This window comes from Vitreoscilla sp. C1, from assembly GCF_002951955.2.
GTDB lineage: Bacteria > Pseudomonadota > Gammaproteobacteria > Burkholderiales > Neisseriaceae > Vitreoscilla > Vitreoscilla stercoraria.
In genome coordinates this window covers 2,269,641-2,294,927 of record NZ_CP019644.2, presented here as the reverse complement: position 1 = coordinate 2,294,927, position 25,287 = coordinate 2,269,641, and the positions used below count along the sequence as shown (strand labels likewise).

Sequence of the window (25,287 nt, the reverse complement as noted above, 5' to 3'; positions counted from 1 at the left end):
CATGAAAAATCATGCACAAAATTTGTCGTTTTGGATGCAATCTTTGCCTGCAAACATGTTGGAATTTCCGCAGCCAATTTTGCAAAGTGAATATGATGTGGCGATTGTGGGCGCAGGTTTTTCGGGCTTGTGGTTGGCTTATTATTTGAAGCAAGCACAGCCTGAATGGAAGATTGCCATTTTTGAGGCCAAGCACATTGGTTATGGTGCTTCAGGCCGCAATGGTGGTTGGTTATCGACCAATATTCCGATTGTGATTGGCAATTTGCTTAAAAATCCCCGTTGGGCAAAGCAAGATGTGGTGCATTTGCAGCGACAGATTATTGATACCATTGCCGAAGTGGCCAATGTGTGTGAGCGTGAGCAAATAGATTGCGATTTGCATCAAGGCGGTTTGATGTTCATTGCCACCAGCGATGCGCAAGCATCACGTTTGCAAGACTATCATGCTGAAGAATTGGCACATGGATTTTTGCCGCATGAAATCCAATGGCTCGGTGCTGATGCAGCCAAGCAACATATCAATATAGACATCATGCAAGCGGCAACGCATTACCAATATGGCGCACGCATTCATCCTGCCAAATTGGTGTTGGGTTTGGCGCGCAAAGTCATCGCTTTGGGTGTAGATATTTTTGAAAACACGCCTGTGCAAAACTTGAGCACTCATACTGTGTATTTGTCGCATCAAGCTGTCAAAGCCCAACATATCATTGCTTGTACCGAAGGCTATACCGATCAATTGTTACAGGACGGTAAAGTCATTCCGGTGAATTCTTCTATCATCATGACACAAGTGTTGCCTGCATCGTTTTGGGAACGAGTGGGTTGGCAGAACAATGAATTGTTGGGTGATATGGCGCACGTGTATATGTATGCACAAAAAACGGCTGACTATCGGATTTTATTCGGTGGGCGTGGTGCGCCATATCAATATGGCAGCCGTGATGCGGGCGATGGTGAACTTGATCATGTCACCACGGCACAATTGTTACAGCGTTTGCGAGAATTGTTTCCACGACAAGATTTTCAAGTCGATACAGCATGGAAAGGCTCGCTTGGTGTGACGCGCGATTGGAATGCATCGGTGACTTTCGATGATAAAACAGGCTTGGGATTCATTTATGGTTTTGGTGGCAATGGCGTGGCGCCGACCCATTTGGCCGCTCGTACCATGACAGACCGAATCTTAGGCAAGCACACTGCGCTAACGACATTGCCATGGAACGATTATGTGTGTCCGACTTGGGAGGGCGAGCCGTGGCGTTGGTTGGGAATACAATCGATGTACCAATTATTGGGTTTGGCTGACCAAGTGGAAAACCGTTTACAGCTGAAAAAATCGGTGTTTTTTGCCAATACGGCATATCAAATTTGTGGTTTAGAATGAAATTTGGAGAAACAATCATGCAATTGCGTTTGATAGAACAACAAGACAATGCGGCTATGGCTGCAGTGATTCGAACGGTATCAGCTGAATATGGTTTGGGTGCGGACAAGGGTTTTGCAGTTGGTGACAGTGTGTTGGATGATTTGCATGCGGTGTATTCGCAAGCGCAAGCGGCGTATTGGGTTGTGGTCGATGATAATCAACAAATCGTTGGAGGTGGTGGCGTGGCACCGCTTCGAGGCGATGATTCGATTTTGGAAATTCAAAAAATGTATTTTCTGCCGCAAACACGTGGACAAGGTTTGGCAAAACAGATTGTGCAGCACTGTTTTGAGTTGGGTCGTGCTATTGGCAAAACGCAGTTTTATTTAGAAACCACCGCCAATTTACAGGCCGCTATTGCCTTGTACGAATGTATGGGATTTGAATATGTGAATGAGCCTTTGGGCAATACGGGACACAGTGCAGCTTGTGAAATTTATATGCTTAAGACGTTGTAAATATGCTTGATTAATGAAAAGCCAGCGTCCTGTAAACATAAACAGGACGCTGGTTTTTTGTTTCACGTGAAACATTTATTTTGGTAAAACTTGGTTTTGCGGTACGCCTTTGGTATGGGCATTGATGTTGTCTATCAACATGTTAAACAAGCGCGTCATCGCTTCTTGGCTGCCCCAAGCCATGTGTGGCGTGACAATCAAATTGGGTAAACGCGTATTGACCAAAGGATTGCCATCGACAGGCGGCTCATTGGTAATCACATCAAAACCTGCACCGCCCAAACCACCATATTTCAACGCGGCAATCAACGCTTTTTCATCGACCAAACCGCCACGTCCGACATTGATGATGACACAACCCATTTTCAATTGTTTCAACTCTTCTTCGCCCAATAAATGGTAAGTTTGCGCATTCAATGGACAATGCAAAGAAATCACATCTGCTTGTTTTAAAGCGTCCTGAAACGGTACATAACCTTCACGGCAAATGTTCGCGTGTTTGTGTTCGCCATAAATCACCTTCATGCCAAATGCTTCGGCACGTTGTGCCAATGCCGAACCGATGCCGCCTTTGCCAAAAATCAACAAAGTTTTGCCATTGATATCATGAATCGGTGCACCAAAATGACAAAAATACGGTGAATTTTGCCACAAACCTGCTGCCACATCACGTTGGTAAGCGGGCAATTGGCGCATCAAAGCCATCATCAACATGAAAGCATGTTCGGCAACCGTATCATTGCCATAAGCACGAATGTTGGAAACGGTGATGCCACGTTCTGATGCGGCCTGAATGTCCACATGTTCATAGCCTGTGGCGGCAATGGCAATCATTTCCAAGTGGTTGGCAGCAGCGATGGTGTCGCGGCTGACTTTGACTTTGTTGGTGATGACAATGTGGGCATCACGGCAACGTTCTAGCGCTTGTTCATCGGTGCTGCTGTCGTATTCGGTGAGGGTGTGTTCAAAATCAAATTGCCATGGCAAAGGCATTAAAGTACCACGGTCTAAAACCACAATGTGACGACTGCTCATATCGCTCCTTGTATCTTTATAGTTAAAATTAATCGAATTTTGAAAATTAATATTAGTCAAATCTAAGTGATATGAATTATCATTTAACTACTTCCTTAACCGACAATTCTAGGAAAAACAAATGACTAAAACCCTTACCTTTGCCATTTTGCATTTTACTGTCGCGTTCAGCGTGGCTTATCTGTTGACTGGCAGCATCGCCATTTCAAGTACCGTAGCATTGGTAGAGCCTATTGTGAATACAGTGGCATTCTTTTTCCATGAAAAAGCATGGCAGCGTTTTGAAAGCAAGCGCCGTTTGAAACAAGATATGGCGCAACAACACACAGACCATCAAACAGCGGCCACTTGTTGTGTTCATCATCAATTGTTTGTAGGAGCACAAGAAGCGGGTGAGGCGGTGAAAAATAATACTCCCAACCCCATGCCTGCAAAAATTGTGTGATACAGTAAACTCTTTTGAGTTTGGGAGTGAACACATGGGTTTGCAAATCGAAGATGTGTTGATAGGCGAAGGTACGGAAGCTGTTGCAGGTAAAGAAATTACTGTGCATTACACAGGTTATTTGACTGATGGTAGCAAATTCGATTCTAGCGTAGACAGAAAACAACCTTTAAGCATAGTTTTGGGTGTCGGCCAAGTCATTAAGGGTTGGGATCAAGGCATCGTGGGTATGAAAGTTGGCGGCAAGCGCACTCTGACCATTCCACCTGAATTAGGCTATGGTAGTCGTGCAGTGGGTGGTGTTATTCCTGCCAATGCCACTTTGGTATTTGAAGTGGAATTATTGAAAGTATATTAGGACGTGTCCTCATTCTGAGGCGCATTCAATGAACATACGTGCTAAACGCAATATCGTTTTGTAGTGGTATGTTTAGTCAATCTGGTTGTAATGCCTTTGAAATGTTTGAAGCAAGCAAAGGCATTCTCAACTTCATGCGGCAATTGAAATGCATCATTGTCACATTCCATTTTTTTCTTTGTTGTTGTTCATCTTCTAAAAGTCATGAAAGCCGCGTAACCGCTTCTAACTGTTCTCCTGATTGTATCTAAATGACAGTCTTTTTATTGTCAAATTCCTCCCACCTTCAATTTTTGTATCTTATTTGGATGGAGTCAGTACCCATCATGATAAGACATGCCATGATGCATCAGGATGAAATGAATCTATCATCAATTTGATATATGATTGATTGCATATATGATAAGTTAATTAAATATTTATGATGACAGTAGTATATATATTGACTTATGATGCATGCAAAAAGCACCATTTTTTGTGAAATTTTTTTACTTTAAATCAAGCAACTTAAATTTATTCAGACTTAAATATAGCCTTTGTGCTATATATTGGGTTCCACACTAAATATAAATGGGAAGTGTCACATCATGGCAGTAGTTTTATACGATGACGGTTCGCACAAGTGCGTCGCATTTTCAGATTTGGTATCAGGTGAAGGCGTACAATCAAATCAGTTTGCTATCGTTAATAATGGTGATGGCATGTTGCTTGATCCCGGTGGCAATTTAACTTATAAACATTTGTTGGCAGAAATTTCGGATTATTTTTTGCCATCACATACCCGTTACGTGTTTGCTTCCCACGCAGACCCAGATATCATTGCGTCGATTAATGGCTGGTTGTTGATTACCGATGCCAATGTGTTGATTGCAAAAGAATGGGAACGCTTCATTCCGCATTTTTGCTTGAAGGGTGCGACGGTTGGTCGTTTGACCAGCATTCCTGCAGAAGGCATGATTGTAGACTTGAATGGTGTGGCATTGCAGGTTTTACCTGCGCACTTTTTGCATCCAGTAGGCAATTTCCACATTTATGACCCTGTCAGCAAAATTTTGTTCTCAGGTGACGTGGGTGCTTCGTTGGTCGATGCGGAAACTGCGGGCAAACCGATTGAAGACTTCGACTACCATTTGGAACACAATGGCATGTTGGGTTTCCACAAGCGTTATATGAGTGGCAATCGCGCTTGTCGTTATTGGGTCAACATGATACGCCAATTGGATGTGGAATGGATTGTGCCGCAGCATGGTGCTTCGTTCAAAGGCAAGGAAATGGTCAACCGTTTCTTGGATTGGTTTGAAGAATTAGAGTGTGGCGTGGATTTGATTACCCAAGATGATTTCAAACCGCTGATTTAATCTGAACTCAGACAAAACAAATACAGGACGCTTATTATGAAGCGTCCTGTATTTTTTTGTGGCATTGAAAAAACTATATAGATGTTGTCGCCATGATTTGGCGTGCTTGTTCCAAACGTTCTATCGTACCCACGTCTAACCACAAGCCTTGATGCACGTTGCCTGTGATGTGTTGCTCGTTCATGGCAGCTCTTAATAAAGGCGCTAATTTTGCTGCTTGCTGCATAGGTGTATGAGCAAACAAAGCAGGATGATAAATGCCACAACCGCTGAAAGTATATTGTTTGGTGGCTTGGCTCACCACATAAGCGTCCTGTAAACCAAAATCGCCATTCGGATTGTGGTCGGGATTGTGCACCAACCAAAGATGCGCCAACGTTTGCTTGCCATCGATTTGTGCCATTTTATTTTTGGCAATGGCAAAATCAATGTCGGTCAACACATCGCCATTGATGACCAAAAACGGTTCATCGCCCAATAAAGGCAAAGCCGTTGCGATACCGCCAGCAGTTTCCAAGCCTTGCGTGCCTTCGGCTGAATATTGAATGTTCAAGCCATATTGGCTGCCATCTTGTAGCACATCTTCAATTTGTTGCCCCAACCATGCGTGGTTGATCACAATATCGCTGAAGCCAGCTTGTTTGAGGCGGCGCAAATGCCAACCAATCAAAGGTTCTGCACCAACTTGCAATAATGGTTTGGGCGTGGAGTCGGTCAAAGGGCGCATGCGTTCGCCGCGTCCTGCTGCCAAAATCATGGCTTTCATAAGTGGTTTCATCAACTTGAAAAAAGAGAGTGAAAGTGTAATCCAAATTGCTGAAAATCAACACTATGGCTCAAGCGTCCTGTAATCGAATTTACGTGCTTATCATGCCATTTCTATGAAGAAGTTTTCATTTTTTGGAAATAAATTTATAAAAAAATGGTTTTTTGAATCATTTAATTTTAATTAAATAGATAAAATAAGCCAATATTGAAATTATATTTCAATAATCTTGTAAAACAATGCTTGATTTTTAAGTTTAAAGGCGTTAGCCTAACTCTATCACTAAGAGTTTTTTAAAAACAGGGTTTGGGCATGAATAGCAATATGAAAAATACTGATGACATTAAAATTAAAGAAATTAAAGAATTGTTGCCACCAATTGCACATTTGTATGAACTGCCATTGACTGAACCTGCTAGCACGTTGGTACATGATACCCGCGTGGAAATCTCGAATTTGATTCATGGTGAAGATCAGCGTTTGTTGGTGGTAGTGGGTCCTTGCTCGATTCATGACACCAAAGCGGCTTTAGAATACGCTGAGCGTTTGTTGCCATTGAAAGAAAAATACAAAAACGAATTGGTGATTGTAATGCGTGTGTATTTTGAAAAACCACGCACCACAATCGGTTGGAAAGGTTTGATTAACGATCCGCATTTGGATGGTTCTTTCGACATCAATTATGGTTTGCGCCAAGCGCGTCAGTTGTTGTTGCAGTTGAACAATATGGGCATGCCTGCTTCTACCGAATTCTTAGACATGATTACGCCACAATATTATGCTGATTTGATTAGCTGGGGCGCGATTGGCGCACGTACGACAGAAAGCCAAGTGCATCGTGAATTGGCGTCTGGTTTGTCTTGTCCTGTGGGCTTCAAAAACGGCACAGACGGCAATTTGAAAATTGCGATTGATGCCATTGGTGCAGCAAGCAATCCGCATCACTTTTTGTCTGTCACCAAAAGCGGCCATTCGGCGATTGTGCGCACGGCTGGCAATCCTGATTGTCACGTCATTTTACGCGGTGGCAGCAAAAATACCAATTACGATGTCGAATCGATTGCCAATGCCGTTGCTGATTTGAACAAATCAGGTGTGACGCCTAAATTGATGGTCGATTGTTCTCACGCTAACAGCCGCAAAAAATACGAATTGCAAATGGAAGTCGGTCGTGATGTAGCGACGCAAATCAAAGCAGGCGAAAACAATATTATGGGTGTGATGATTGAAAGCCATTTGATTGCAGGTCGTCAAGATTTGGTCGAAGGCCAAGAGTTGTGCTACGGTCAAAGCATTACCGATGCATGTATTGGTTGGAATGACACCGAAATCATTTTGGAAGAATTGGCTGCTGCTATTAAAGAGCGCAATACCGCCAAACAAGCTTAAAGGCTTTTCATCTTTATAGTATGGCGCATGATGACAAGCGTCCTGTAAGCGTTTACAGGACGCTTTATTTGTTAATGATGGCAATGACAGGAAAATAGATGATGGAGCAAAACAAGCTGCGAGTTTCAACCGATTGGCAAGAGTTTGATTGGCAGTTGATGCACGAAGTATTAAGTAACACTTATTGGGCAAAAAATATTCCATTTGCAGTGATGCAAAAAGCGGTACAACATTCTTTGTCATTTGCGTTGTTTTATGAAACACAACAAGTCGGCTTTGCACGTGTCATCACCGATCAAGCCACATTTGCATATTTGGCAGATGTGTTTATCGTCGAGTCGATGCAAGGACAGGGTCTGGCGCAGTTTTTGTTAAATGAGATTGTGCGCCATCCTCAGTTACAAGGTTTACGCCGTTTTTTATTGGCGACCAAAGATGCACATAGCTTATATAGCAAATTTGAATTTAAGCCGTTGCAAGCACCTGAAGTGTTCATGGAAATCAATGTAGCCAATATTTATGAGCGTTGAATTGAGTTTAGATGAGTGAAGTGGAGTGAAATACCACATCATTGTTAATATTAAAGCGTCCTGTAAAACCTTACAGGACGCTTTAATATTGTAATTTGCTTGTTTTTCAAATCAATTTGAAATTTATTAATATATAATTTTCTTTCAATTCAATAGCATTGTGTTTTTGTAGCCATATTTTTACAATTAGGTGTTGACGGGTTTTCGGTGTTTCTGTAATATTCGATTTCTTCGCTGCTGAGACAGAAACGAAACAGACCAAACGGTCAGCTTCACAAGTTTCACAGCACAGCTCTTTAAAAAACAGATTACCGATAAGTGTGAGTGCGAAGAGCCTCACACTGCTAAAGAAGTAAAGACAAGATATGATTTTTAATCATTTCTCGCTCTTTTTCTTTGAGAAGCAGACCAGAAATTAAATAGTAAGCTTAGAGATTAAACATAAGAGTTTGATCCTGGCTCAGATTGAACGCTGGCGGCATGCTTTACACATGCAAGTCGAACGGTAGCAGGAGAAAGCTTGCTTTCTTGCTGACGAGTGGCGAACGGGTGAGTAATGCGTCGGAACGTACCAAGTAATGGGGGATAACTACTCGAAAGAGTGGCTAATACCGCATACGCCCTACGGGGGAAAGCAGGGGATCTTCGGACCTTGCGTTATTTGAGCGGCCGACGTCTGATTAGCTAGTTGGTGGGGTAAAAGCCTACCAAGGCGACGATCAGTAGCGGGTCTGAGAGGATGATCCGCCACACTGGGACTGAGACACGGCCCAGACTCCTACGGGAGGCAGCAGTGGGGAATTTTGGACAATGGGCGCAAGCCTGATCCAGCAATGCCGCGTGTATGAAGAAGGCCTTCGGGTTGTAAAGTACTTTTGTTAGGGAAGAAAAGCTTTTGGCTAATATCCAAGAGTGATGACGGTACCTAAAGAATAAGCACCGGCTAACTACGTGCCAGCAGCCGCGGTAATACGTAGGGTGCAAGCGTTAATCGGAATTACTGGGCGTAAAGCGAGCGCAGGCGGTTATTTAAGTCAGGTGTGAAAGCCCCGAGCTCAACTTGGGACGTGCATTTGAAACTGGATAACTAGAGTGTGTCAGAGGGGGGTAGAATTCCACGTGTAGCAGTGAAATGCGTAGAGATGTGGAGGAATACCGATGGCGAAGGCAGCCCCCTGGGATAACACTGACGCTCATGCTCGAAAGCGTGGGTAGCAAACAGGATTAGATACCCTGGTAGTCCACGCCCTAAACGATGACAATTAGCTGTTGGGAGATTAAAAGCTCTTGGTAGCGTAGCTAACGCGTGAAATTGTCCGCCTGGGGAGTACGGTCGCAAGATTAAAACTCAAAGGAATTGACGGGGACCCGCACAAGCGGTGGATGATGTGGATTAATTCGATGCAACGCGAAGAACCTTACCTGGTCTTGACATGTACGGAATCCTCCAGAGACGGAGGAGTGCCTTCGGGAGCCGTAACACAGGTGCTGCATGGCTGTCGTCAGCTCGTGTCGTGAGATGTTGGGTTAAGTCCCGCAACGAGCGCAACCCTTGTCATTAGTTGCTACCATTCAGTTGAGCACTCTAATGAGACTGCCGGTGACAAACCGGAGGAAGGTGGGGATGACGTCAAGTCCTCATGGCCCTTATGACCAGGGCTTCACACGTCATACAATGGTCGGTACAGAGGGTAGCCAAGCCGCGAGGTGGAGCCAATCTCATAAAGCCGATCGTAGTCCGGATCGCACTCTGCAACTCGAGTGCGTGAAGTCGGAATCGCTAGTAATCGCAGGTCAGCATACTGCGGTGAATACGTTCCCGGGTCTTGTACACACCGCCCGTCACACCATGGGAGTGGGGGATACCAGAAGTAGGTAGGATAACCGTAAGGAGTCCGCTTACCACGGTATGCTTCATGACTGGGGTGAAGTCGTAACAAGGTAGCCGTAGGGGAACCTGCGGCTGGATCACCTCCTTTCTAGAGATAGAAGAGGCTTAACGCATTCACACTTATCGGTAAACTGTAAATAAAGATGCAAGTAGCAACGACCTGGGTTTGTAGCTCAGCTGGTTAGAGCACACGCTTGATAAGCGTGGGGTCGGAGGTTCAAGTCCTCCCAGACCCACCATCAAACTTGGTAACAAGTAAGGTTGTGGAACATTGGGGGCATAGCTCAGTTGGTAGAGCACCTGCTTTGCAAGCAGGGGGTCATCGGTTCGATCCCGTTTGCCTCCACCAATGAACTAAAATACTTTGCAAATCAAAGACGATTGACAGCTGACGCTGTTTTTTATTTCACTCTTAATAAAGAGATGATATACTCTCAGTCTTCTTTGATTTGCGAAGCGTGTTAGCGGACAAGCAGTACAAAGCGAAACACACAAAAGCGACGCATCGATCTTTAAAAAATTAGAAAGCCGAAATCAACAAACAAAAGACAATGTTGTTGTTTAGACAGCCTTTACAGGCCGCTTAAATAACACAGTAAATTTGGGTGATGATTGTATCTGCAATCAACGAATTCAAAAGGCGTTGATTGTAACAACCAAGTAGTAAGCTTTAACATGAAGAGAATCAAGCAGAAGGAAGACACGTCAACTGTCTAATTCTGCAAAGTCAGAGGTTCTTGAAATGATAGAGTCAAGTGAATAAGTGCATCAGGTGGATGCCTTGGCGATGATAGGCGACGAAGGACGTGTAAGCCTGCGAAAAGCGTGGGGGAGCTGGCAATAAAGCTTTGATCCCGCGATGTCCGAATGGGGAAACCCACCTAATTTATTAGGTACCTTTGACTGAATACATAGGTCACTGGAGCAAACCCGGAGAACTGAACCATCTAAGTACCCGGAGGAAAAGAAATCAACCGAGATTCCGCAAGTAGTGGCGAGCGAACGCGGAAAAGCCTGTTAGTGATAGTAGTCGAGATAGAAGAACATTCTGGAAAGTATGACCATAGTGCGTGATAGTCGCGTATTCGAAATCTCAACTGCGGTACTAAGCTAACGACAAGTAGGGCGGGACACGAGAAATCCTGTCTGAATATGGGGGGACCATCCTCCAAGGCTAAATACTCATCATCGACCGATAGTGAACCAGTACCGTGAGGGAAAGGCGAAAAGAACCCCGGAAGGGGAGTGAAATAGAACCTGAAACCTGATGCATACAAACAGTGGGAGCGGACTTGTTCCGTGACTGCGTACCTTTTGTATAATGGGTCAACGACTTACGTTCAGTAGCAAGGTTAACCGAATAGGGGAGCCGTAGAGAAATCGAGTCTTAATAGGGCGATTAGTTGCTGGGCGTAGACCCGAAACCAAGTGATCTATCCATGGCCAGGATGAAGTTGCCGTAACAGGTAATGGAGGTCCGAACCCACTAATGTTGCAAAATTAGGGGATGAGCTGTGGATAGGGGTGAAAGGCTAAACAAACTTGGAGATAGCTGGTTCTCCCCGAAAACTATTTAGGTAGTGCCTCGAGGTACACTCATGGGGGTAAAGCACTGTTATGGCTAGGGGGTTATTGCAACTTACCAACCCATGGCAAACTAAGAATACCATGAAGTGATTCCTCGGGAGACAGACATCGGGTGCTAACGTCCGGTGTCAAGAGGGAAACAACCCAGACCGCCAGCTAAGGTCCCAAATGATAGATTAAGTGGTAAACGAAGTGAGAAGGCCCAGACAGCTAGGATGTTGGCTTAGAAGCAGCCACCATTTAAAGAAAGCGTAATAGCTCACTAGTCGAGTCGTCTTGCGCGGAAGATGTAACGGGGCTCAAATCTATAACCGAAGCTGCGGATGTGCACTTAGTGCATGTGGTAGGGGAGCGTTCTGTAGGCCTGCGAAGGTGGATTGTGAAGTCTGCTGGAGGTATCAGAAGTGCGAATGTTGACATGAGTAGCGATAAAGGGGGTGAAAAGCCCCCTCGCCGAAAACCCAAGGTTTCCTACGCAACGTTCATCGGCGTAGGGTGAGTCGGCCCCTAAGGCGAGGCAGAGATGCGTAGTCGATGGGAAACAGGTTAATATTCCTGTACTTGATTTAAGTGCGATGTGGGGACGGAGAAGGTTAGGTCAGCAAACTGTTGGAATAGTTTGTTCAAGCCAGTAGGTGGAATTCTTAGGCAAATCCGGGAATTCATTCAACACCGAGAAGTGATAACGAGGTTCTACGGAACCGAAGTGACCGATACCACGCTTCCAGGAAAAGCCACTAAGCTTCAGCTTAAATCGAACCGTACCGCAAACCGACACAGGTGGGTGGGATGAAAATTCTAAGGCGCTTGAGAGAACTCGGGAGAAGGAACTCGGCAAATTGATACCGTAACTTCGGGAGAAGGTATGCCTGGTATTGTGAAGGATTTACTCCGTAAGCAACGCCAGGCCGCAGAGAATCGGTGGCTGCGACTGTTTATTAAAAACACAGCACTCTGCTAACACGAAAGTGGACGTATAGGGTGTGACGCCTGCCCGGTGCTGGAAGGTTAATTGAAGATGTGCAAGCATCGGATCGAAGCCCCAGTAAACGGCGGCCGTAACTATAACGGTCCTAAGGTAGCGAAATTCCTTGTCGGGTAAGTTCCGACCCGCACGAATGGCGTAACGATGGCCACACTGTCTCCTCCCGAGACTCAGCGAAGTTGAAATGGTTGTGAAGATGCAATCTACCCGCTGCTAGACGGAAAGACCCCGTGAACCTTTACTGTAGCTTTGCATTGGACTTTGAAGTCACTTGTGTAGGATAGGTGGGAGGCTTTGAAGCACAGACGCTAGTCTGTGTGGAGCCGTCCTTGAAATACCACCCTGGTGACTTTGAGGTTCTAACCCAGGTCCGTTATCCGGATCGGGGACCGTGCATGGTAGGCAGTTTGACTGGGGCGGTCTCCTCCCAAAGAGTAACGGAGGAGTTCGAAGGTTACCTAGGTCCGGTCGGAAATCGGACTGATAGTGCAATGGCAAAAGGTAGCTTAACTGCGAGACCAACAAGTCGAGCAGGTGCGAAAGCAGGACATAGTGATCCGGTGGTTCTGTATGGAAGGGCCATCGCTCAACGGATAAAAGGTACTCCGGGGATAACAGGCTGATTCCGCCCAAGAGTTCATATCGACGGCGGAGTTTGGCACCTCGATGTCGGCTCATCACATCCTGGGGCTGTAGTCGGTCCCAAGGGTATGGCTGTTCGCCATTTAAAGTGGTACGTGAGCTGGGTTTAAAACGTCGTGAGACAGTTTGGTCCCTATCTGCAGTGGGCGTTGGAAATTTGACGGGGGCTGCTCCTAGTACGAGAGGACCGGAGTGGACGAACCTCTGGTGTACCGGTTGTCACGCCAGTGGCATAGCCGGGTAGCTAAGTTCGGAAGAGATAAACGCTGAAAGCATCTAAGCGTGAAACTCGCCTGAAGATGAGATTTCCCTTGTGGTTTAACCACACTAAAGAGTCGTTCGAGACCAGGACGTTGATAGGTGGGGTGTGGAAGAGCGGTAACGCTTGAAGCTAACCCATACTAATTGCTCGTGAGGCTTGACTCTATCATTTGAAGAACTTCAATGATAATGCTTACTACATAAAGCATACAATTATTACCCAGTTGATTAAGATTGAAATAGACAGTATAATACAGCCCTATTTCAAAGCTCTGTAATACAGACGGCTTTCTGATTTTAAAGTTTATGTTTGACGACCATAGCGAGTTGGTCCCACGCCTTCCCATCCCGAACAGGACCGTGAAACGACTTAGCGCCGATGATAGTGTGGATTACCCATGTGAAAGTAGGTCATCGTCAAACGCCCCATTCTAAAGCCCTGATGCAAACGCATCAGGGCTTTATTCATTCTTAAAGATAGCTTTAAATATAATACACATTCACATAAACAAGCGTCCTGTAAACTTTACAGGACGCTTGTTGGTTTTAGATGCTCAGTATCTGATTAAACAGGTTGGACTTCATCCTCGGGACTGTGAATGAATTTATTGAAATTCAAGCTGATATGTTGTTGTGGTAATTGAATACCAGTGATATTTAACCATGCTCGTGAACGTGGCATACAAACAGGAATGCCGATTGCACGACCCATCAATGGTAAACCTTCGATGCGTACCAAATCTTCTTTTAAAACGGTGGCTTTTAAATGGCGAATGTCTTGTTGCTGGATGTATACCAAGCTCCAATAACTTTCCATTTTGCGCTGAAAATCTGCATAAGCACCGTAAGTGGTATCAAAATCGCGCATCAAAGCAAACACATCGCTCGATTGCATCGCAAAACGAGCTGTAAATTGTTCGGGTAAAATAATACTGAGCAATTGGCGTTGGTTAAAATAATCTGTGGCACGACGCAATGGCGAGGTACACCATGCATAATGCTCAACACCCATGCCGATATGGCTTTCAGATTGTGTGCTAAAACGCACTTTACCTGCAGGTTGTACGCGGAAAATGCCCGCATATTCGTTTTCGTGCAACATTTTTGCCCAAGTACTGTTGGCCAAAATCATCATTTCAGACACCAAAGTGTCAATAGGAGAACCACGTTCGCGCGTAGAAATGGCAACGGTATCATCATCGTTTAATACAATGCTGTAATCGTATTGTTTCGCGCGGGTTGGATCGTATTTATTGCGTTGTTTTTGCAATTCAATCGCCAATTGCAACAAATACACCATGTCATGGTGGTGTGCGAAAGCTTCTTGGTCGTCGTGGGTTAAATCGGTGCCTTGTTCATGGTTGAATAAAGGTTCGATGTTTTGAATACGCAAATTGGTTTGAATATCTACTTGTTCCAAAACGGTTTCTTGGCTAGTTACTTGCCATGCTTCATCAACATCAAAATAAATGCTCAAAGCTGGGACTGTTTTGCCTTCGTCTAGGCTAAAAGCTTGTACCCAATTTTCAGGCAGCATGGTGATTTTGTTGCCAGGAAAATAAACTGTCGAGAGGCGTTGGAAAATATTTTTTTCCATGGCATCGTCCGCTTGAATGGCAATGCTTGGGGCGGCAATATGAATACCGATGCGGGTATGACCATTTTCCAAATGTTGTACTGACAAAGCATCATCCACTTCGGTGGTTTCTGCATCATCAATGGAAAACGCTTTGATGGTGGTGTTAATAGGCAAGTTGAGAGGATTGGCAGGCACGGGCATGTCTGGAAAACCTGTGCCTTTTTTGAAGTATTCAAATTCAAAACCATCTTGCAAATATTGTGGTATCGATGTGACCGCACCAATATGTTGCGCCAATTGCAAAGGATTTTTTTTGCTTTGCTCACAAGCGTGTTGGAAAGCTTTGTAAGTTAGGGTTTGTTTGTCAGGCGCGTATAAAATGGTTTTGATATCCGCAGCAATGGCTTCTGGCAATTGACCGGCCTGTAAGCTTTCCGACCATGCTGCCATTTGTGCTTCTTGTTGTTTCTTACGTTCAATGGCAGCCAAAGCTTGTTTTAAAGTTTCTTCAGGTGCAGCTTTGAAAATGCCTTTGGCTTTTTTGTAGAAATAAGCGGGTGCGGCATACAAAGCCAAATAAGTACCTGCCAATTGTGATTTGCTGGGTTTGCCGCCAAAATAATCGATTGCAATGTCTTCTGCACTTAATTCGGCATCGCCACAAACTTCCCATAATAAGTCGGTATCAATGTCATCTCGATGGGCTTCGGCTTGTTGCATGAATTGCGCCATATCGCCATCAAATTCTAAAAACACATTGTTGGTCTTGATCTTGGTACGTTTGCCAAACTGAGTATCCACTTGATAAGTGGTATCGTTTTTTTGGACGATGTGAGCAAGTTTGAATTGGCCAGACTCTTCGTAAAAAATATTCATGTTTGTGCGATGTGCTTATTAAGCTGTAAAAAGTAACCAAACATTCTACATGAAAAGGCGTTGTAGCCGTATTGATGTGGTGTGGAAACCGAAGAGTTTTTAATCAAATCTGGATGCAAAGTCTTGATACTGTTTATTTGGCAAGGCGAGCATAGTGGATGGCCAAATTAAGATTGGTATGAAATTGACTCAAATCGCCAATATAGTCGCTGGATGCTTCTTTGGCACGCTGCTCTATGCTTTGAGGACTACAAAGACCTGTTTTGACCAACAATTGTATATCTTCGATATCGATTAAAGAAAGGCGGGCGATTTTACTGACACAAACATCAACAGGGCTTAAAGCATACACTTGCATGTGTTTCAGATGCGTAAAAGGAATAATTTGAGCGTCCTGTAAATAGTTTTGGTGAAGCAAATTAAAGCGACTGTTGTCATTTTTATTGAAGCGAATTTGTTTTTCTTGACCTGTGTGATGGGTGTAGAGCCAATTTAAACCATCTGGAATATAGACTTTTTGATTGAATTCGCCTTCAATATAGTAAGAGCGCTCTAAACCTGTGTACAAATATACCAACATGCCACCAAACAAAAACAGTTTTACATTTTTGTTGGGCGGTAAGGTTTGATCAATCTTGCTGAGAAAATTTTTGAGTGCCACAAACAAAGCATCGGATTGATGAATCTTGTCAAGAATTTGAATCATGATGATAGTCGGTCGATATGATGCAAATGAATGGAAGACATGCAAAAATCTGATTAATTCCCACGTTGATGTATTAAAAATGTATTTTATGTCGTTCAGACCATAGCCAACACATCAAGCATCCTGTAAGGTTTACAGGACGCTTGAGATGATATTGGCAATCTTTATGAGCCAAACTCTTCAGCATGTAAAAATTGGGTATGGTGTGGTGCACGTTTGGTTGCATCCCATTCATCCAACATTTCTTGCTTCATTTGCTCGGTAATTTGGGCAATTTTTGCGGCTGCTTTTTCATCGTCATACGTCAATTCTAAGCGATGACCATTGGGATCAAAGAAATAAATCGAATGAAAAATACCATGATTGGTGATGCCCAACACTTCAATACCATGGCTTTCTAAATGGTCTTTGGCGGCGATTAAAGCATTGCGGTCTGCCACTTTCAAAGCCAAATGTTGTACCCATTTGGGGCTGTTTTCATCTCGTCCCATTTCTGGTTGATGCGGCAATTCAAAAAAAGCCAAAACATTGCCATTGCCTGCATCTAAGAAAATGTGCATATATGGATCAAATGCTTTGGTCGATGGCACGTGGTCTTCGGCAAATGCCAAGATAAAATCCATGCCCAACATTTCTTTATACCAAGCCGCAGTTTGTTTGGCATTTTTACAGCGATATGCGACATGGTGGATTTTTTCAATTTGAAAATTCATGTTGTGACTCCTTTGTAGAGATTGTTTTTTTATCGTTTTTGAGGCTGAATTTAGAGAGTTTTGGCAGGCAAAACACAGCCACGCACGTCGCCAAAACCAACACGGATGCCGTCTTTTTGCGCCACGCCACGCATGATGACCGTGTCGCCATCTTCTAAAAAGCCACGATTTAAGCCATTGTTTAATAAGAATGGTTCAGTATTGTTCCATGTCAATTCCAACATGCTGCCACGCTCGTATTTTTCTGCGCCTGAAATCGTTCCTGAACCCATCAAATCGCCAATTTCAACATTGCAACCACCTGAAGTATGGTGGGTTAATTGTTGCGCCATGCTCCAATACAAATATTTGAAATTGGTATTGGCCAAGATGGTTTCGTCATTGTCTATGCTTAAGGCGACCTGTAAATCAATGTCAAATGTGTATTGTTCGCAAGTGGATAAATAATCCAATGGTTTCGGTTCTTGAATGGGCGTTGCCTGTTTGAATGGTTCTAAAGCTGCCATGGTCACGACCCAAGGGCTGATGGATGTGGCAAATGTTTTGGCATTGAAAGGACCTAATGGCACGTATTCCCATTGTTGGATGTCACGCGCAGACCAATCATTGAGTAAGACCATGCCAAAAATGTGGGATGGTGCGTCCTGTAAAGCGATGGCATCACCCAAAGCGGTGGCTTTGCCAACGATAAAACCTGTTTCCAATTCAAAATCTAATTTGCGACAAGCACTGAAAATCGGGCGTTCTGTATTGGGCAGTTTGATTTGCCCATTAGGACGAACGATGTCGGTGCCGCTGACCACGACTGAACTGGCGCGGCCGTTATAACCGACAGGCAATTCGCTCCAATTGGGCAATAATGCATTGGCAGGATCACGAAACATGCAGCCGACGTTGTAAGCGTGTTCTTTGGATGAATAAAAATCGGTATAGCCACCAATCTTCACAGGCAATAACATGGTGACGTCGCTTTGTAGACGCAAAGCGTGTTTGCGCAAAGTGGCGTTGTCGCGCAAATCAGGGCAATCGTGGGATAAAATTTCTTGTAAGCGGTCCCGTAAATCTTGCCATGCACCTGCGCCCAATTCAATGAAGGCATTCAAACTGTCTTGTTTGAAAACAGGTGGTTGAGTGTGGATAGGTAACAAGCCTGCGGTTTCTAAAACCGACAAATCCAATACATATTCCCCAATGGCGACACCAACACGTGCAGATTGTTGTGGTGGGCAAAAAACACCATAAGGCAAATTGTGCATAGAAAAATCGCTGTCGGGTGCAATGTCTAAAAAAGAACGCAAATTCAAATTCATAATGGCTTTATCCTGTGGCAACAAATGGGTGTGATTGGTTTTATTTCTACGGATTATCATATAGTCACTGGAAAAATTACGCAAATTGTTATTTAATTATGCATAGTGTAATTTTAAAGATGGAAGAGATATGGAAGATAAAAACAAAAACAGCCATGGCGTACAGTCGTTAGAAGTTGGTTTGAGTGTTTTGAATGTTTTGGTAGAGGCTGCCATGCCGTTGATGTTGAAAGAGGTGGCACAACAAGCGCATATGCCGCCTGCAAAAGCACACCGCTACTTGGTCAGTTTGGTGCGTTATGATTATGCCAAGCAAACTGAAAAAGGTTTGTATGTGTTGGGTGATAAGGCTTTGTCTTTGGGTTTGGCAGCCACACGGCGAACGGATGCTTTGCAATTGTTACAACCACAATTACAAAGTTTGAAAAACAGTGTCAGCGGTTATTTGCAAGTGACACGTTGGACGGCTTTAGGACCTTTGGTTGTGCAATTTTGGGACGATGAATTTGGCGTGCCTATTGGTGCGAAAGTAGGGTCTTTGATGCCTTTGTTTCGTTCGGCTACAGGACGCGTGTTTGCCACTTATTTGGACAAATCACATTGGCGGCAACTGGCGGAGCAAGAAGGTTTTTGTTCGCTAGAAGAATTTGAACCGCATAAAAAAGCGATTTTGGCATCTGGTGTCAGTGTGGTGGAAGGGGAAATGATGGCGGGCATCAATGCCATTGCCGCACCTGTTTTTGATGCCAATGGGGATTTATTGTATGTGGTGACTTGTTTGGGTCGTCCGCAACAAATTGCGGTTCAATTAGACAGCGATCCGATGCAGCAATTGAAAAAATCGACTCAAGCAATGAGCCGTTATTTGATTGGTTAGCGGGGCATTCAAAGTCAAATAAGCGTCCTGTAAACTTTACAGGACGCTTATGGATGCTAGCTGTGCTTATTTGTGGATGCGCAAAATAGGCTTGATGACCGAACCATTGGCAGAGGCTTCAAAGGCTTCATTGATTTGGTCAAATTCAAAAAATTGTACCAATTGATCAAATGGGAACAGACCTTTTTTGTAATAATCCACCAAATTGGGAATGAAGGTTTTGGCAATGGCATCGCCTTCAATCACTCCTATCATGGATTTGCCTTCTGCCATAATATCGGTGAACACATCGATTTCCATTTTGGGCGTGATGCCGACAATCGCACAAGTACCCAATGGACGTAACGCTTGCAAAGCTTGAGTTACAACAGGTGGTACGCCTGTGGTTTCAACGGCGTAATGGCTGCCGCCGCCTGTGATTTCTTTGATTTTTGCGACCACATCGGCTTCGGTTTTGCCATTGATTACTGCTGTTGCACCCAATTTTTGCGCCATTTCCAAGCGGTTATCATGGATATCGACAGCAATAATGTGTTTGCAATTCATGATTTTAGCAGCCATCAAAGCACTCAAACCCACCGCACCTGCGCCATAAATCACAATCGAAGAACCAAATTCAGGTTTTAGGCGGTTTAATACGGTGCCTGCGCCTGTTTGGATGCCACAGCCCAAAGGACCTAATAATGCCAAATCCACATCTTTATCGACTTTGACTGCATTGCGTTGGTGGGCAATGGCGTAAGTGCCAAAAGAAGATTGACCAAAGAAGGTGGATAAAGGCTTACCGTGTTGGTGAATGCGGTGAGTGTGGTCGTGGTTGCAACCACCAAAATTTAAAGGATTGAATTCCAAACAAGAAGTCGGGTGACCTGACAAGCACATTTCACATTCACCACAATGGGCAAATGACAATACCACATGATCGCCAACTTCTAGGCCACGAACATTGCTGCCTATGGCTTCAATAACACCTGAACCTTCATGACCTAATACCGCAGGTAACGGTGCAATGGCCAAATCACGAGCAACGGCATCGGTATGACATACACCAGAGGCAACAACACGAATCAAAACTTCATCAGCACTGGGTTCGCCTAATTGTACCGTTTGTAATTCAAATTCTGCGCCTTGGGCGGCAGTGACTGCAGCAGTAATATCCATTGGTAAAATCTCTCTATGAATGTTTTATCGTGATGGCTACGTTGATGAAGTCTCAACATAGCAAGGTGAATCATACGAGAATTGACGTGATAGGTCAGTGCTTTTATGCTGTGAAAATGGTATTGAGCATGCAAAAAAGCCGTCCTGTAAGCAGAACGGCTTTTTTTAATAAGGTGGCGAGCCCGACCCTCGGCACTGGCGACTTCAAAGTGGGCTGCTGGCTTCCGCCCCTGACCCGTTGCTTCAAAAAACCATGCGAGGAGACCCGCCATAGAAGCCGTGACTATACCATTAAATAGAACAAAACCCAAGTATTTATTTGCATGAATGAAGATGGTGGCGTCATTTCTGTTGCATTGCAGCGTGAGTATTGTCTATATCATGCGTAGGCTTAAGGGCAAGGCAGCGGATGGTATTTTTGAGACATTGAGGCAAAGGGCAGCATTATGAAAAAAGTATGGATGGTGACAGGAGCCAGTCGAGGTTTGGGTTTAAGTTTGTGCAAATTTTTATTGAATGCAGGTCGCTCTGTGGTGGCAACGGCCAGAAATACGGATGCGTTGCACAAAAAATTGAGCCAACATGGCGAGAACTTTTTAATTGTGCCTATGGATGTGAGTGATGAACAGCAAGTTCAAGCAGGCATCACCATCGCACAAGCGCATTTTGGGCGCATTGATGTATTGGTGAATAATGCAGGGTATGGGCAAATGGGCTGGTTTGAAAACATCAGCCCGGAACAAATTGAGCAACAATTTGCCACCAATGTTTTTGGCAGTATGCATGCGACTCGTGCGGTATTGCCGATTATGCGTGCGCAAAAAAGTGGACAAATTTTTACCATATCGGGTTTGGCTGGCGTGAAATCTCAAGCAGGTTATAGTGTGTATAGTGCGTCTAAATTTGCTTTAGAGGGGTGGATGGAAGGCTTGGCCGAGGAGATTGCACCTTTGGGATTGAATGCAACTTTGGTTGAGCCGGGTTCATTTCGAACCGATTTTTTAGATGAAACCTCGTTAACCTATGGTGAATGGCATGTGCCTGATTATATGGAATATGAATTGGATTTTAAGCAAAAACAGCAGGCGTTGAACCATCAGCAAATGGGAGACCCTGTGCGATTGGCAGCAATTTTGATGCAATTGGCAGAAGAAGTTTCGCCGCCTGTGCGTTTTGCAGCAGGCAGTGATGCTGTGGAGGCGGTGTTGCACAAAGCCCATGACATGAATCGTTTGGCGCAAGAATGGTTAAATGTTTCTAAGATGACCGATAGGCAAGAGCAGTAATATGAACTTTTAAGCGTCCTGTAAAGTTTACAGGACGCTTTGAATGTGCGTATTGTGAAGTTTGAAATATTTGCATCCATTCGAGCGCAACATGATTGAAAAACACCCCATATTGATTTTTTTGCGCTAATAAAAATGTTTTTATTATCATAAAAATATCGGAATAATCATACTGATTAACACCAAAAACATACCCAAGATCGTTAAACTGAATGCAATGAGTTGGTTAAAATGGGTTCGATTGGCAGATACATATGACACATTTATTATGCCACCTGTAATACCACCTAACAGTGAAAAAATATAGTGAATCCATAGCATAGATTCGGGATAAGTCAACGAGTAAAGCCACAAACTAAAAATGACTAAAAAGGCGGCATGAGCCAACACAATGCCTTTGATAACTTGCTCATTGACTTTAAACAGCCATAAAAGCATGGGAAAAGCGGTCACTGTTATCATATCAAACAAAATATTTTGGATAATATGAGAATATCCAGAACCCTTTAATGCCATTAAGGAAAATGAAAGAATGGCCGCAATCAGTCCAATCATCAAACAATAGCGCATGATTTGATAATTATATTGAATATGTTTCATAGCCATTGATCCCTGTACTGAATGAGTACTTAAATTTCATTTGTGATTGAATTTAGTCCATATACATGAAATACGTATTATAAAAAAGCGTCCTGTAAGGCTTACAGGACGCTTTTTTAACATCCATGTATCTGAGAGATACGTGGCCAAGCAACTTATTTTTTACTGAATAAAACGTAACGCTCATTATCTTGATTGGTGAATAAATACAATGCTTTGTTAGGCGTTAGTTGGATGAAATATTCACTATAACCTGAACAATATTGAATGTGCATACCTGAATAAGTGTTTTTGGTATCTATATATTGTAATAAGGCTCGCACTTGTCCCGTTTGCGCTGTGTTGTCTTGTAGATTTTTCGACGTGCTTTGGTATTTGAGAATATCAACATATTGAGAGGTCAAATGGAATAAATGACGGCTCAAGGCTTGTTTTAAGGCAGCACCTGTAAAAGTCGTGGTTTGTATGCTGAGTGCGGCGTTTTGATGGCGACAAGTGTCCTCCTCAGTGCTTAAATGTCCGCTGTCAAAACCCATGGCTGAAACATGGATGTTGTTGGGAATGGCGGCATTTTGTTTGCCAAACTGCATCTGCCAATGACCGTAAGTATGATGATTGGGATTGATTTGTGTTGTATTTGCATAAGTGAGCACAGAAATTGCGCCAAATAAGCAAGATAATGCGTATTTTTTCCACATAATATTTTCTTTAATTGTTTTTAAATAGTGTGTTTATCAGGCAGCAGAAGTAAGCAGATGAAGAGTGATGGATGGATACATGAACTTTTTTCAACCTGTGTTTAAATAAGTAAGCAATTGTTTCATTTAATATTATAATTTATTGATGGCTACGCTCATTTGAGATAGCGCAGGTAGAAGACACTTTGATGAAATAAGAGGTATTTATTAAAAGTGATATCTAAAAGCCATAATTTATAATTTTTATAATGTTGTTATTGTTTTTTCAATACATTGTAATAATTTTATGCAAATTAATTTATAAAGTCACAATAAATTATTATATAAATAATGGTTAGTATTTGGTTTTTATTCCAATTCAAAATGTATTTTAAATATACTAATATCATATATTTTTATGTTTATATATTCATAATTTTCAAATCAAAACAAAATAAATCGACTATTTTTATTTTTTGTTATTTCTAGAATTAAATCTTAAATTGAGATTAATTTATTGCAATTTGTATTTTTAAAATCAGTCATGTATATTTCAATAATGTTTATTTTATTAGCATAAAAATAAATGACAAAATCATTTTTATGTGTAATTTTATACGGATTTTTTTCAAAATGGCGATCTGAAATGATTTAAGGTCGCTTTTTAATGCTAGTCAAAATAAAATTATTCTTTTGGAATAAATAAGGCGATTGGAGGCATAGTGGTTTTTTAGTTGAAGGCGTGTCTTAAGCGCATGGCTGATTAAGTGATTTTTGTGAACCGCTAAGGCTATATGAGTTTTTTCGCTTTATGGGCATTTTATGGTGTGATTTTGGAGTGCCAAAGATTTTTTAAAGGTGTGTGGTTTGGAGCGCAGTAAATCAATTGGGGTATGACATGTAGAAAAAGGTCGGCTGTGTGAAAGTGAGACCTTGGATTTGGATGCTTAAAGTTCAATATAACAATCGTGTGATACCTGTTTTCGTAAGTTGTTTTATTTTTATGATACAGAAAGTTTTACAATGAAATTGACGTATTTAGCACTTATTATGGGGACAGTCGCGACACTGGCAGCATGTGGCGGCAAGGCATCATCTACGGGAGCAGAATCACAAACACCTGCACCACCTTCTAAAAACATCAGTGGTGAAGTTTATTCTGGTCCTGAAAGATCGGCCAGTGGAGAGCGTTACTTAACAGTTGCTTCTTGGGGCGGCGCTTATCAAGACACACAGCGTAAAATTTTCTTTACCCCGTTTGGCGAACAATTGGGTACGCCAGTGGTGGACAAATCTTATGATGGTGGTTATGACATTTTAAAATCCAAGGTGGAAACGGGCAATCCTGATTGGGATTTGGTACAAGTGGAAGCCGAAGAATTGGCTTTGGGTTGTGAAAATGGCTTGTTCGAAAAAATGGACTGGAGCCCATTGGGAGACCCTGCTAAATATATTGATGGGGCAATTCATGAATGTGGCGTCGGTAATATTGTTTGGTCTACCATTTTGACGTATGACGCAGACAAAATGGCGCAAGCACCTAAATCTTGGGCAGATTTTTGGAATGTGAGTCAATTTCCAGGCAAGCGTTCTTTGCGCAAAGGTCCTAAATATACTTTAGAGTTTGCTTTGTTATCAGATGGTGTGCCACCGCATGAGGTTTATAAAACCTTGTCTACGCCTGAAGGCGTGAATCGTGCTTTCAAGCGTTTGGATACATTGAAACCACATATTATTTGGTGGGAAAAAGGTTCTCAGCCTTTGGAATATTTGGCTGAAGGTAAAGTGGTTATGGCATCGGCTTATAGTGGTCGTATTCCTGCTTTGAATCAAGCAGATAAGCGCAATTTCAAAGTAGTATGGCCTGAAAGTATTTATGCCATTGACAGCTGGGTGATTTTGAAAAATGCAGCCAACAAAGAAGCTGCTATGAATTTGATTCAATTCACCAGTGATGCAGAGCGACAATCTCAATTGGCTGCCAATCAAATTGCTTATGGTTTACCCAATAAAGAAGCTGGCGCGAAAGTACCGTTAGAGTTTGCGAAAAACTTGCCAACCACACCAGCAAATATGCCAGGTGCGATTCCATTGGATGTGAATTTCTGGGTACAAAATTCTGAGACTTTGAACAAGCGCTTTAATGCTTGGCTAGGTAGTTAAGATAGCTGTTTTATTGATGAGAAATATCTAAAACGACTTGAATGATTTTCAAGTCGTTTTTTTATGGTCGTTGAAAATGAAATTAGGTTTTAGCTAGGGTGATTTTTACCTTATTGATGTCAGTTTATATGGCGCTTAAACAGTTTTTTGGTGGTATTTTCTGTGTTGTATAAGTGTATTTTTAAAATTTTTATATAGAAGT

18 protein-coding genes, 2 tRNA genes, 3 rRNA genes, 1 other RNA gene and 1 pseudogene are annotated in these 25,287 nt (G+C 43.0%); 15 read left to right on the top strand and 10 right to left on the bottom strand.

All coding sequences use genetic code 11. The features are described 5' to 3' along the window. Nucleotide 1: 1 nt before the first annotated feature. Nucleotides 2-1,390, top strand: a complete 1,389-nt coding sequence (locus tag ADP71_RS11215; protein ID WP_171461157.1) for an NAD(P)/FAD-dependent oxidoreductase — start codon at nucleotides 2-4, stop codon at nucleotides 1,388-1,390. A gap of 17 nt (nucleotides 1,391-1,407) precedes the next feature. Beyond that, entirely contained in the window at nucleotides 1,408-1,890 is a 483-nt protein-coding gene (locus tag ADP71_RS11210; protein WP_216604010.1) for a GNAT family N-acetyltransferase, read from the top strand. Between the two features lie 75 nt (nucleotides 1,891-1,965). Here the strand turns inward: ADP71_RS11210 and ADP71_RS11205 are convergent, their stop codons facing one another. Next, entirely contained in the window at nucleotides 1,966-2,925 is a 960-nt protein-coding gene (locus ADP71_RS11205) for a D-2-hydroxyacid dehydrogenase (protein ID WP_019958614.1), read from the bottom strand. Nucleotides 2,926-3,046: 121 nt separating this feature from the next. Between ADP71_RS11205 and ADP71_RS13080 the strand changes: the two are divergent. The 3 genes and pseudogenes from ADP71_RS13080 to ADP71_RS11190 form a co-directional block, all read left to right on the top strand. After that, nucleotides 3,047-3,232: pseudogene (locus ADP71_RS13080) on the top strand (DUF2061 domain-containing protein); the annotation flags it as partial. Between the two features lie 172 nt (nucleotides 3,233-3,404). Further along, complete coding sequence (locus ADP71_RS11195; protein WP_019958616.1) at nucleotides 3,405-3,728, top strand: FKBP-type peptidyl-prolyl cis-trans isomerase; 324 nt, start codon at nucleotides 3,405-3,407, stop codon at nucleotides 3,726-3,728. 587 nt (nucleotides 3,729-4,315) lie between these two features. Then, complete coding sequence (locus tag ADP71_RS11190; RefSeq protein WP_019958617.1) at nucleotides 4,316-5,086, top strand: MBL fold metallo-hydrolase; 771 nt, start codon at nucleotides 4,316-4,318, stop codon at nucleotides 5,084-5,086. Between the two features lie 73 nt (nucleotides 5,087-5,159). Here the strand turns inward: ADP71_RS11190 and murU are convergent, their stop codons facing one another. Beyond that, nucleotides 5,160-5,852, bottom strand: coding sequence for an N-acetylmuramate alpha-1-phosphate uridylyltransferase MurU (murU, locus tag ADP71_RS11185; protein WP_019958618.1), 693 nt, complete (start codon nucleotides 5,850-5,852; stop codon nucleotides 5,160-5,162). Nucleotides 5,853-6,176: 324 nt separating this feature from the next. On the opposite strand from murU, the gene aroG reads away from it, so the two are divergent. The 7 genes from aroG to rrf all read left to right on the top strand — a co-directional run bounded on the left by aroG (nucleotide 6,177) and on the right by rrf (nucleotide 13,560). Further along, nucleotides 6,177-7,241, top strand: a complete 1,065-nt coding sequence (gene aroG / locus ADP71_RS11180) for a 3-deoxy-7-phosphoheptulonate synthase AroG (RefSeq protein WP_269467703.1) — start codon at nucleotides 6,177-6,179, stop codon at nucleotides 7,239-7,241. 98 nt (nucleotides 7,242-7,339) lie between these two features. Beyond that, nucleotides 7,340-7,771, top strand: a complete 432-nt coding sequence (locus tag ADP71_RS11175) for a GNAT family N-acetyltransferase (protein WP_216604009.1) — start codon at nucleotides 7,340-7,342, stop codon at nucleotides 7,769-7,771. Nucleotides 7,772-8,208: 437 nt separating this feature from the next. Beyond that, nucleotides 8,209-9,750: ribosomal RNA gene (locus tag ADP71_RS11170) — 16S ribosomal RNA — on the top strand. A 74-nt stretch (nucleotides 9,751-9,824) separates the two neighbouring features. Continuing rightward, nucleotides 9,825-9,901 (top strand) — tRNA-Ile (locus tag ADP71_RS11165). Between the two features lie 34 nt (nucleotides 9,902-9,935). Then, nucleotides 9,936-10,011: transfer RNA gene (locus ADP71_RS11160), tRNA-Ala, on the top strand. Between the two features lie 400 nt (nucleotides 10,012-10,411). Continuing rightward, nucleotides 10,412-13,302: ribosomal RNA gene (locus ADP71_RS11155) — 23S ribosomal RNA — on the top strand. Nucleotides 13,303-13,446: 144 nt separating this feature from the next. Further along, a 5S ribosomal RNA gene (rrf, locus tag ADP71_RS11150) occupies nucleotides 13,447-13,560 on the top strand. Together the 16S, 23S and 5S rRNA genes with 2 tRNA genes alongside form the textbook arrangement of a ribosomal RNA operon. Nucleotides 13,561-13,702: 142 nt before the next feature. On the opposite strand, the gene ADP71_RS11145 is transcribed toward rrf, so the two are convergent. The 4 genes from ADP71_RS11145 to fahA all read right to left on the bottom strand — a co-directional run bounded on the left by ADP71_RS11145 (nucleotide 13,703) and on the right by fahA (nucleotide 18,321). Then, nucleotides 13,703-15,592 carry a ribonuclease catalytic domain-containing protein gene (locus tag ADP71_RS11145; protein WP_019959214.1) on the bottom strand — a complete coding sequence of 630 codons (1,890 nt, stop codon included), beginning with the start codon at nucleotides 15,590-15,592 and terminating at the stop codon, nucleotides 13,703-13,705. A gap of 133 nt (nucleotides 15,593-15,725) precedes the next feature. Beyond that, on the bottom strand, nucleotides 15,726-16,298 hold the full coding sequence (locus ADP71_RS11140; RefSeq protein WP_171461155.1) for a DUF6036 family nucleotidyltransferase: 573 nt from the start codon (nucleotides 16,296-16,298) through the stop codon (nucleotides 15,726-15,728). A 164-nt stretch (nucleotides 16,299-16,462) separates the two neighbouring features. Further along, nucleotides 16,463-17,011 carry a VOC family protein gene (locus ADP71_RS11135; RefSeq protein WP_019959212.1) on the bottom strand — a complete coding sequence of 183 codons (549 nt, stop codon included), beginning with the start codon at nucleotides 17,009-17,011 and terminating at the stop codon, nucleotides 16,463-16,465. Between the two features lie 50 nt (nucleotides 17,012-17,061). Continuing rightward, the gene (gene fahA, locus ADP71_RS11130; protein ID WP_104932416.1) at nucleotides 17,062-18,321 is read right to left on the bottom strand and encodes a fumarylacetoacetase; all 1,260 of its coding nucleotides are present in this window, start codon (nucleotides 18,319-18,321) and stop codon (nucleotides 17,062-17,064) included. A 130-nt stretch (nucleotides 18,322-18,451) separates the two neighbouring features. On the opposite strand from fahA, the gene ADP71_RS11125 reads away from it, so the two are divergent. Beyond that, nucleotides 18,452-19,198, top strand: coding sequence for an IclR family transcriptional regulator (locus ADP71_RS11125; RefSeq protein WP_019959210.1), 747 nt, complete (start codon nucleotides 18,452-18,454; stop codon nucleotides 19,196-19,198). Nucleotides 19,199-19,264: 66 nt separating this feature from the next. Here the strand turns inward: ADP71_RS11125 and ADP71_RS11120 are convergent, their stop codons facing one another. Beyond that, complete coding sequence (locus ADP71_RS11120; RefSeq protein ID WP_019959209.1) at nucleotides 19,265-20,359, bottom strand: NAD(P)-dependent alcohol dehydrogenase; 1,095 nt, start codon at nucleotides 20,357-20,359, stop codon at nucleotides 19,265-19,267. 172 nt (nucleotides 20,360-20,531) lie between these two features. Next, an RNA gene (gene ffs, locus ADP71_RS11115) (signal recognition particle sRNA small type) lies at nucleotides 20,532-20,629 on the bottom strand. Between the two features lie 176 nt (nucleotides 20,630-20,805). Here ffs and ADP71_RS11110 point away from each other — a divergent pair. After that, entirely contained in the window at nucleotides 20,806-21,645 is an 840-nt protein-coding gene (locus tag ADP71_RS11110) for an SDR family oxidoreductase (protein WP_019959206.1), read from the top strand. Nucleotides 21,646-21,792: 147 nt separating this feature from the next. Here the strand turns inward: ADP71_RS11110 and ADP71_RS11105 are convergent, their stop codons facing one another. Further along, complete coding sequence (locus ADP71_RS11105; protein ID WP_158667265.1) at nucleotides 21,793-22,245, bottom strand: hypothetical protein; 453 nt, start codon at nucleotides 22,243-22,245, stop codon at nucleotides 21,793-21,795. Between the two features lie 155 nt (nucleotides 22,246-22,400). After that, nucleotides 22,401-22,898 carry a hypothetical protein gene (locus ADP71_RS11100; RefSeq protein ID WP_155970595.1) on the bottom strand — a complete coding sequence of 166 codons (498 nt, stop codon included), beginning with the start codon at nucleotides 22,896-22,898 and terminating at the stop codon, nucleotides 22,401-22,403. A 1,074-nt stretch (nucleotides 22,899-23,972) separates the two neighbouring features. Between ADP71_RS11100 and ADP71_RS11095 the strand changes: the two genes are divergently transcribed. Continuing rightward, the gene (locus ADP71_RS11095; RefSeq protein ID WP_104932185.1) at nucleotides 23,973-25,085 is read left to right on the top strand and encodes an ABC transporter substrate-binding protein; all 1,113 of its coding nucleotides are present in this window, start codon (nucleotides 23,973-23,975) and stop codon (nucleotides 25,083-25,085) included. The last annotated feature ends 202 nt before the right edge of the window (nucleotides 25,086-25,287 follow it).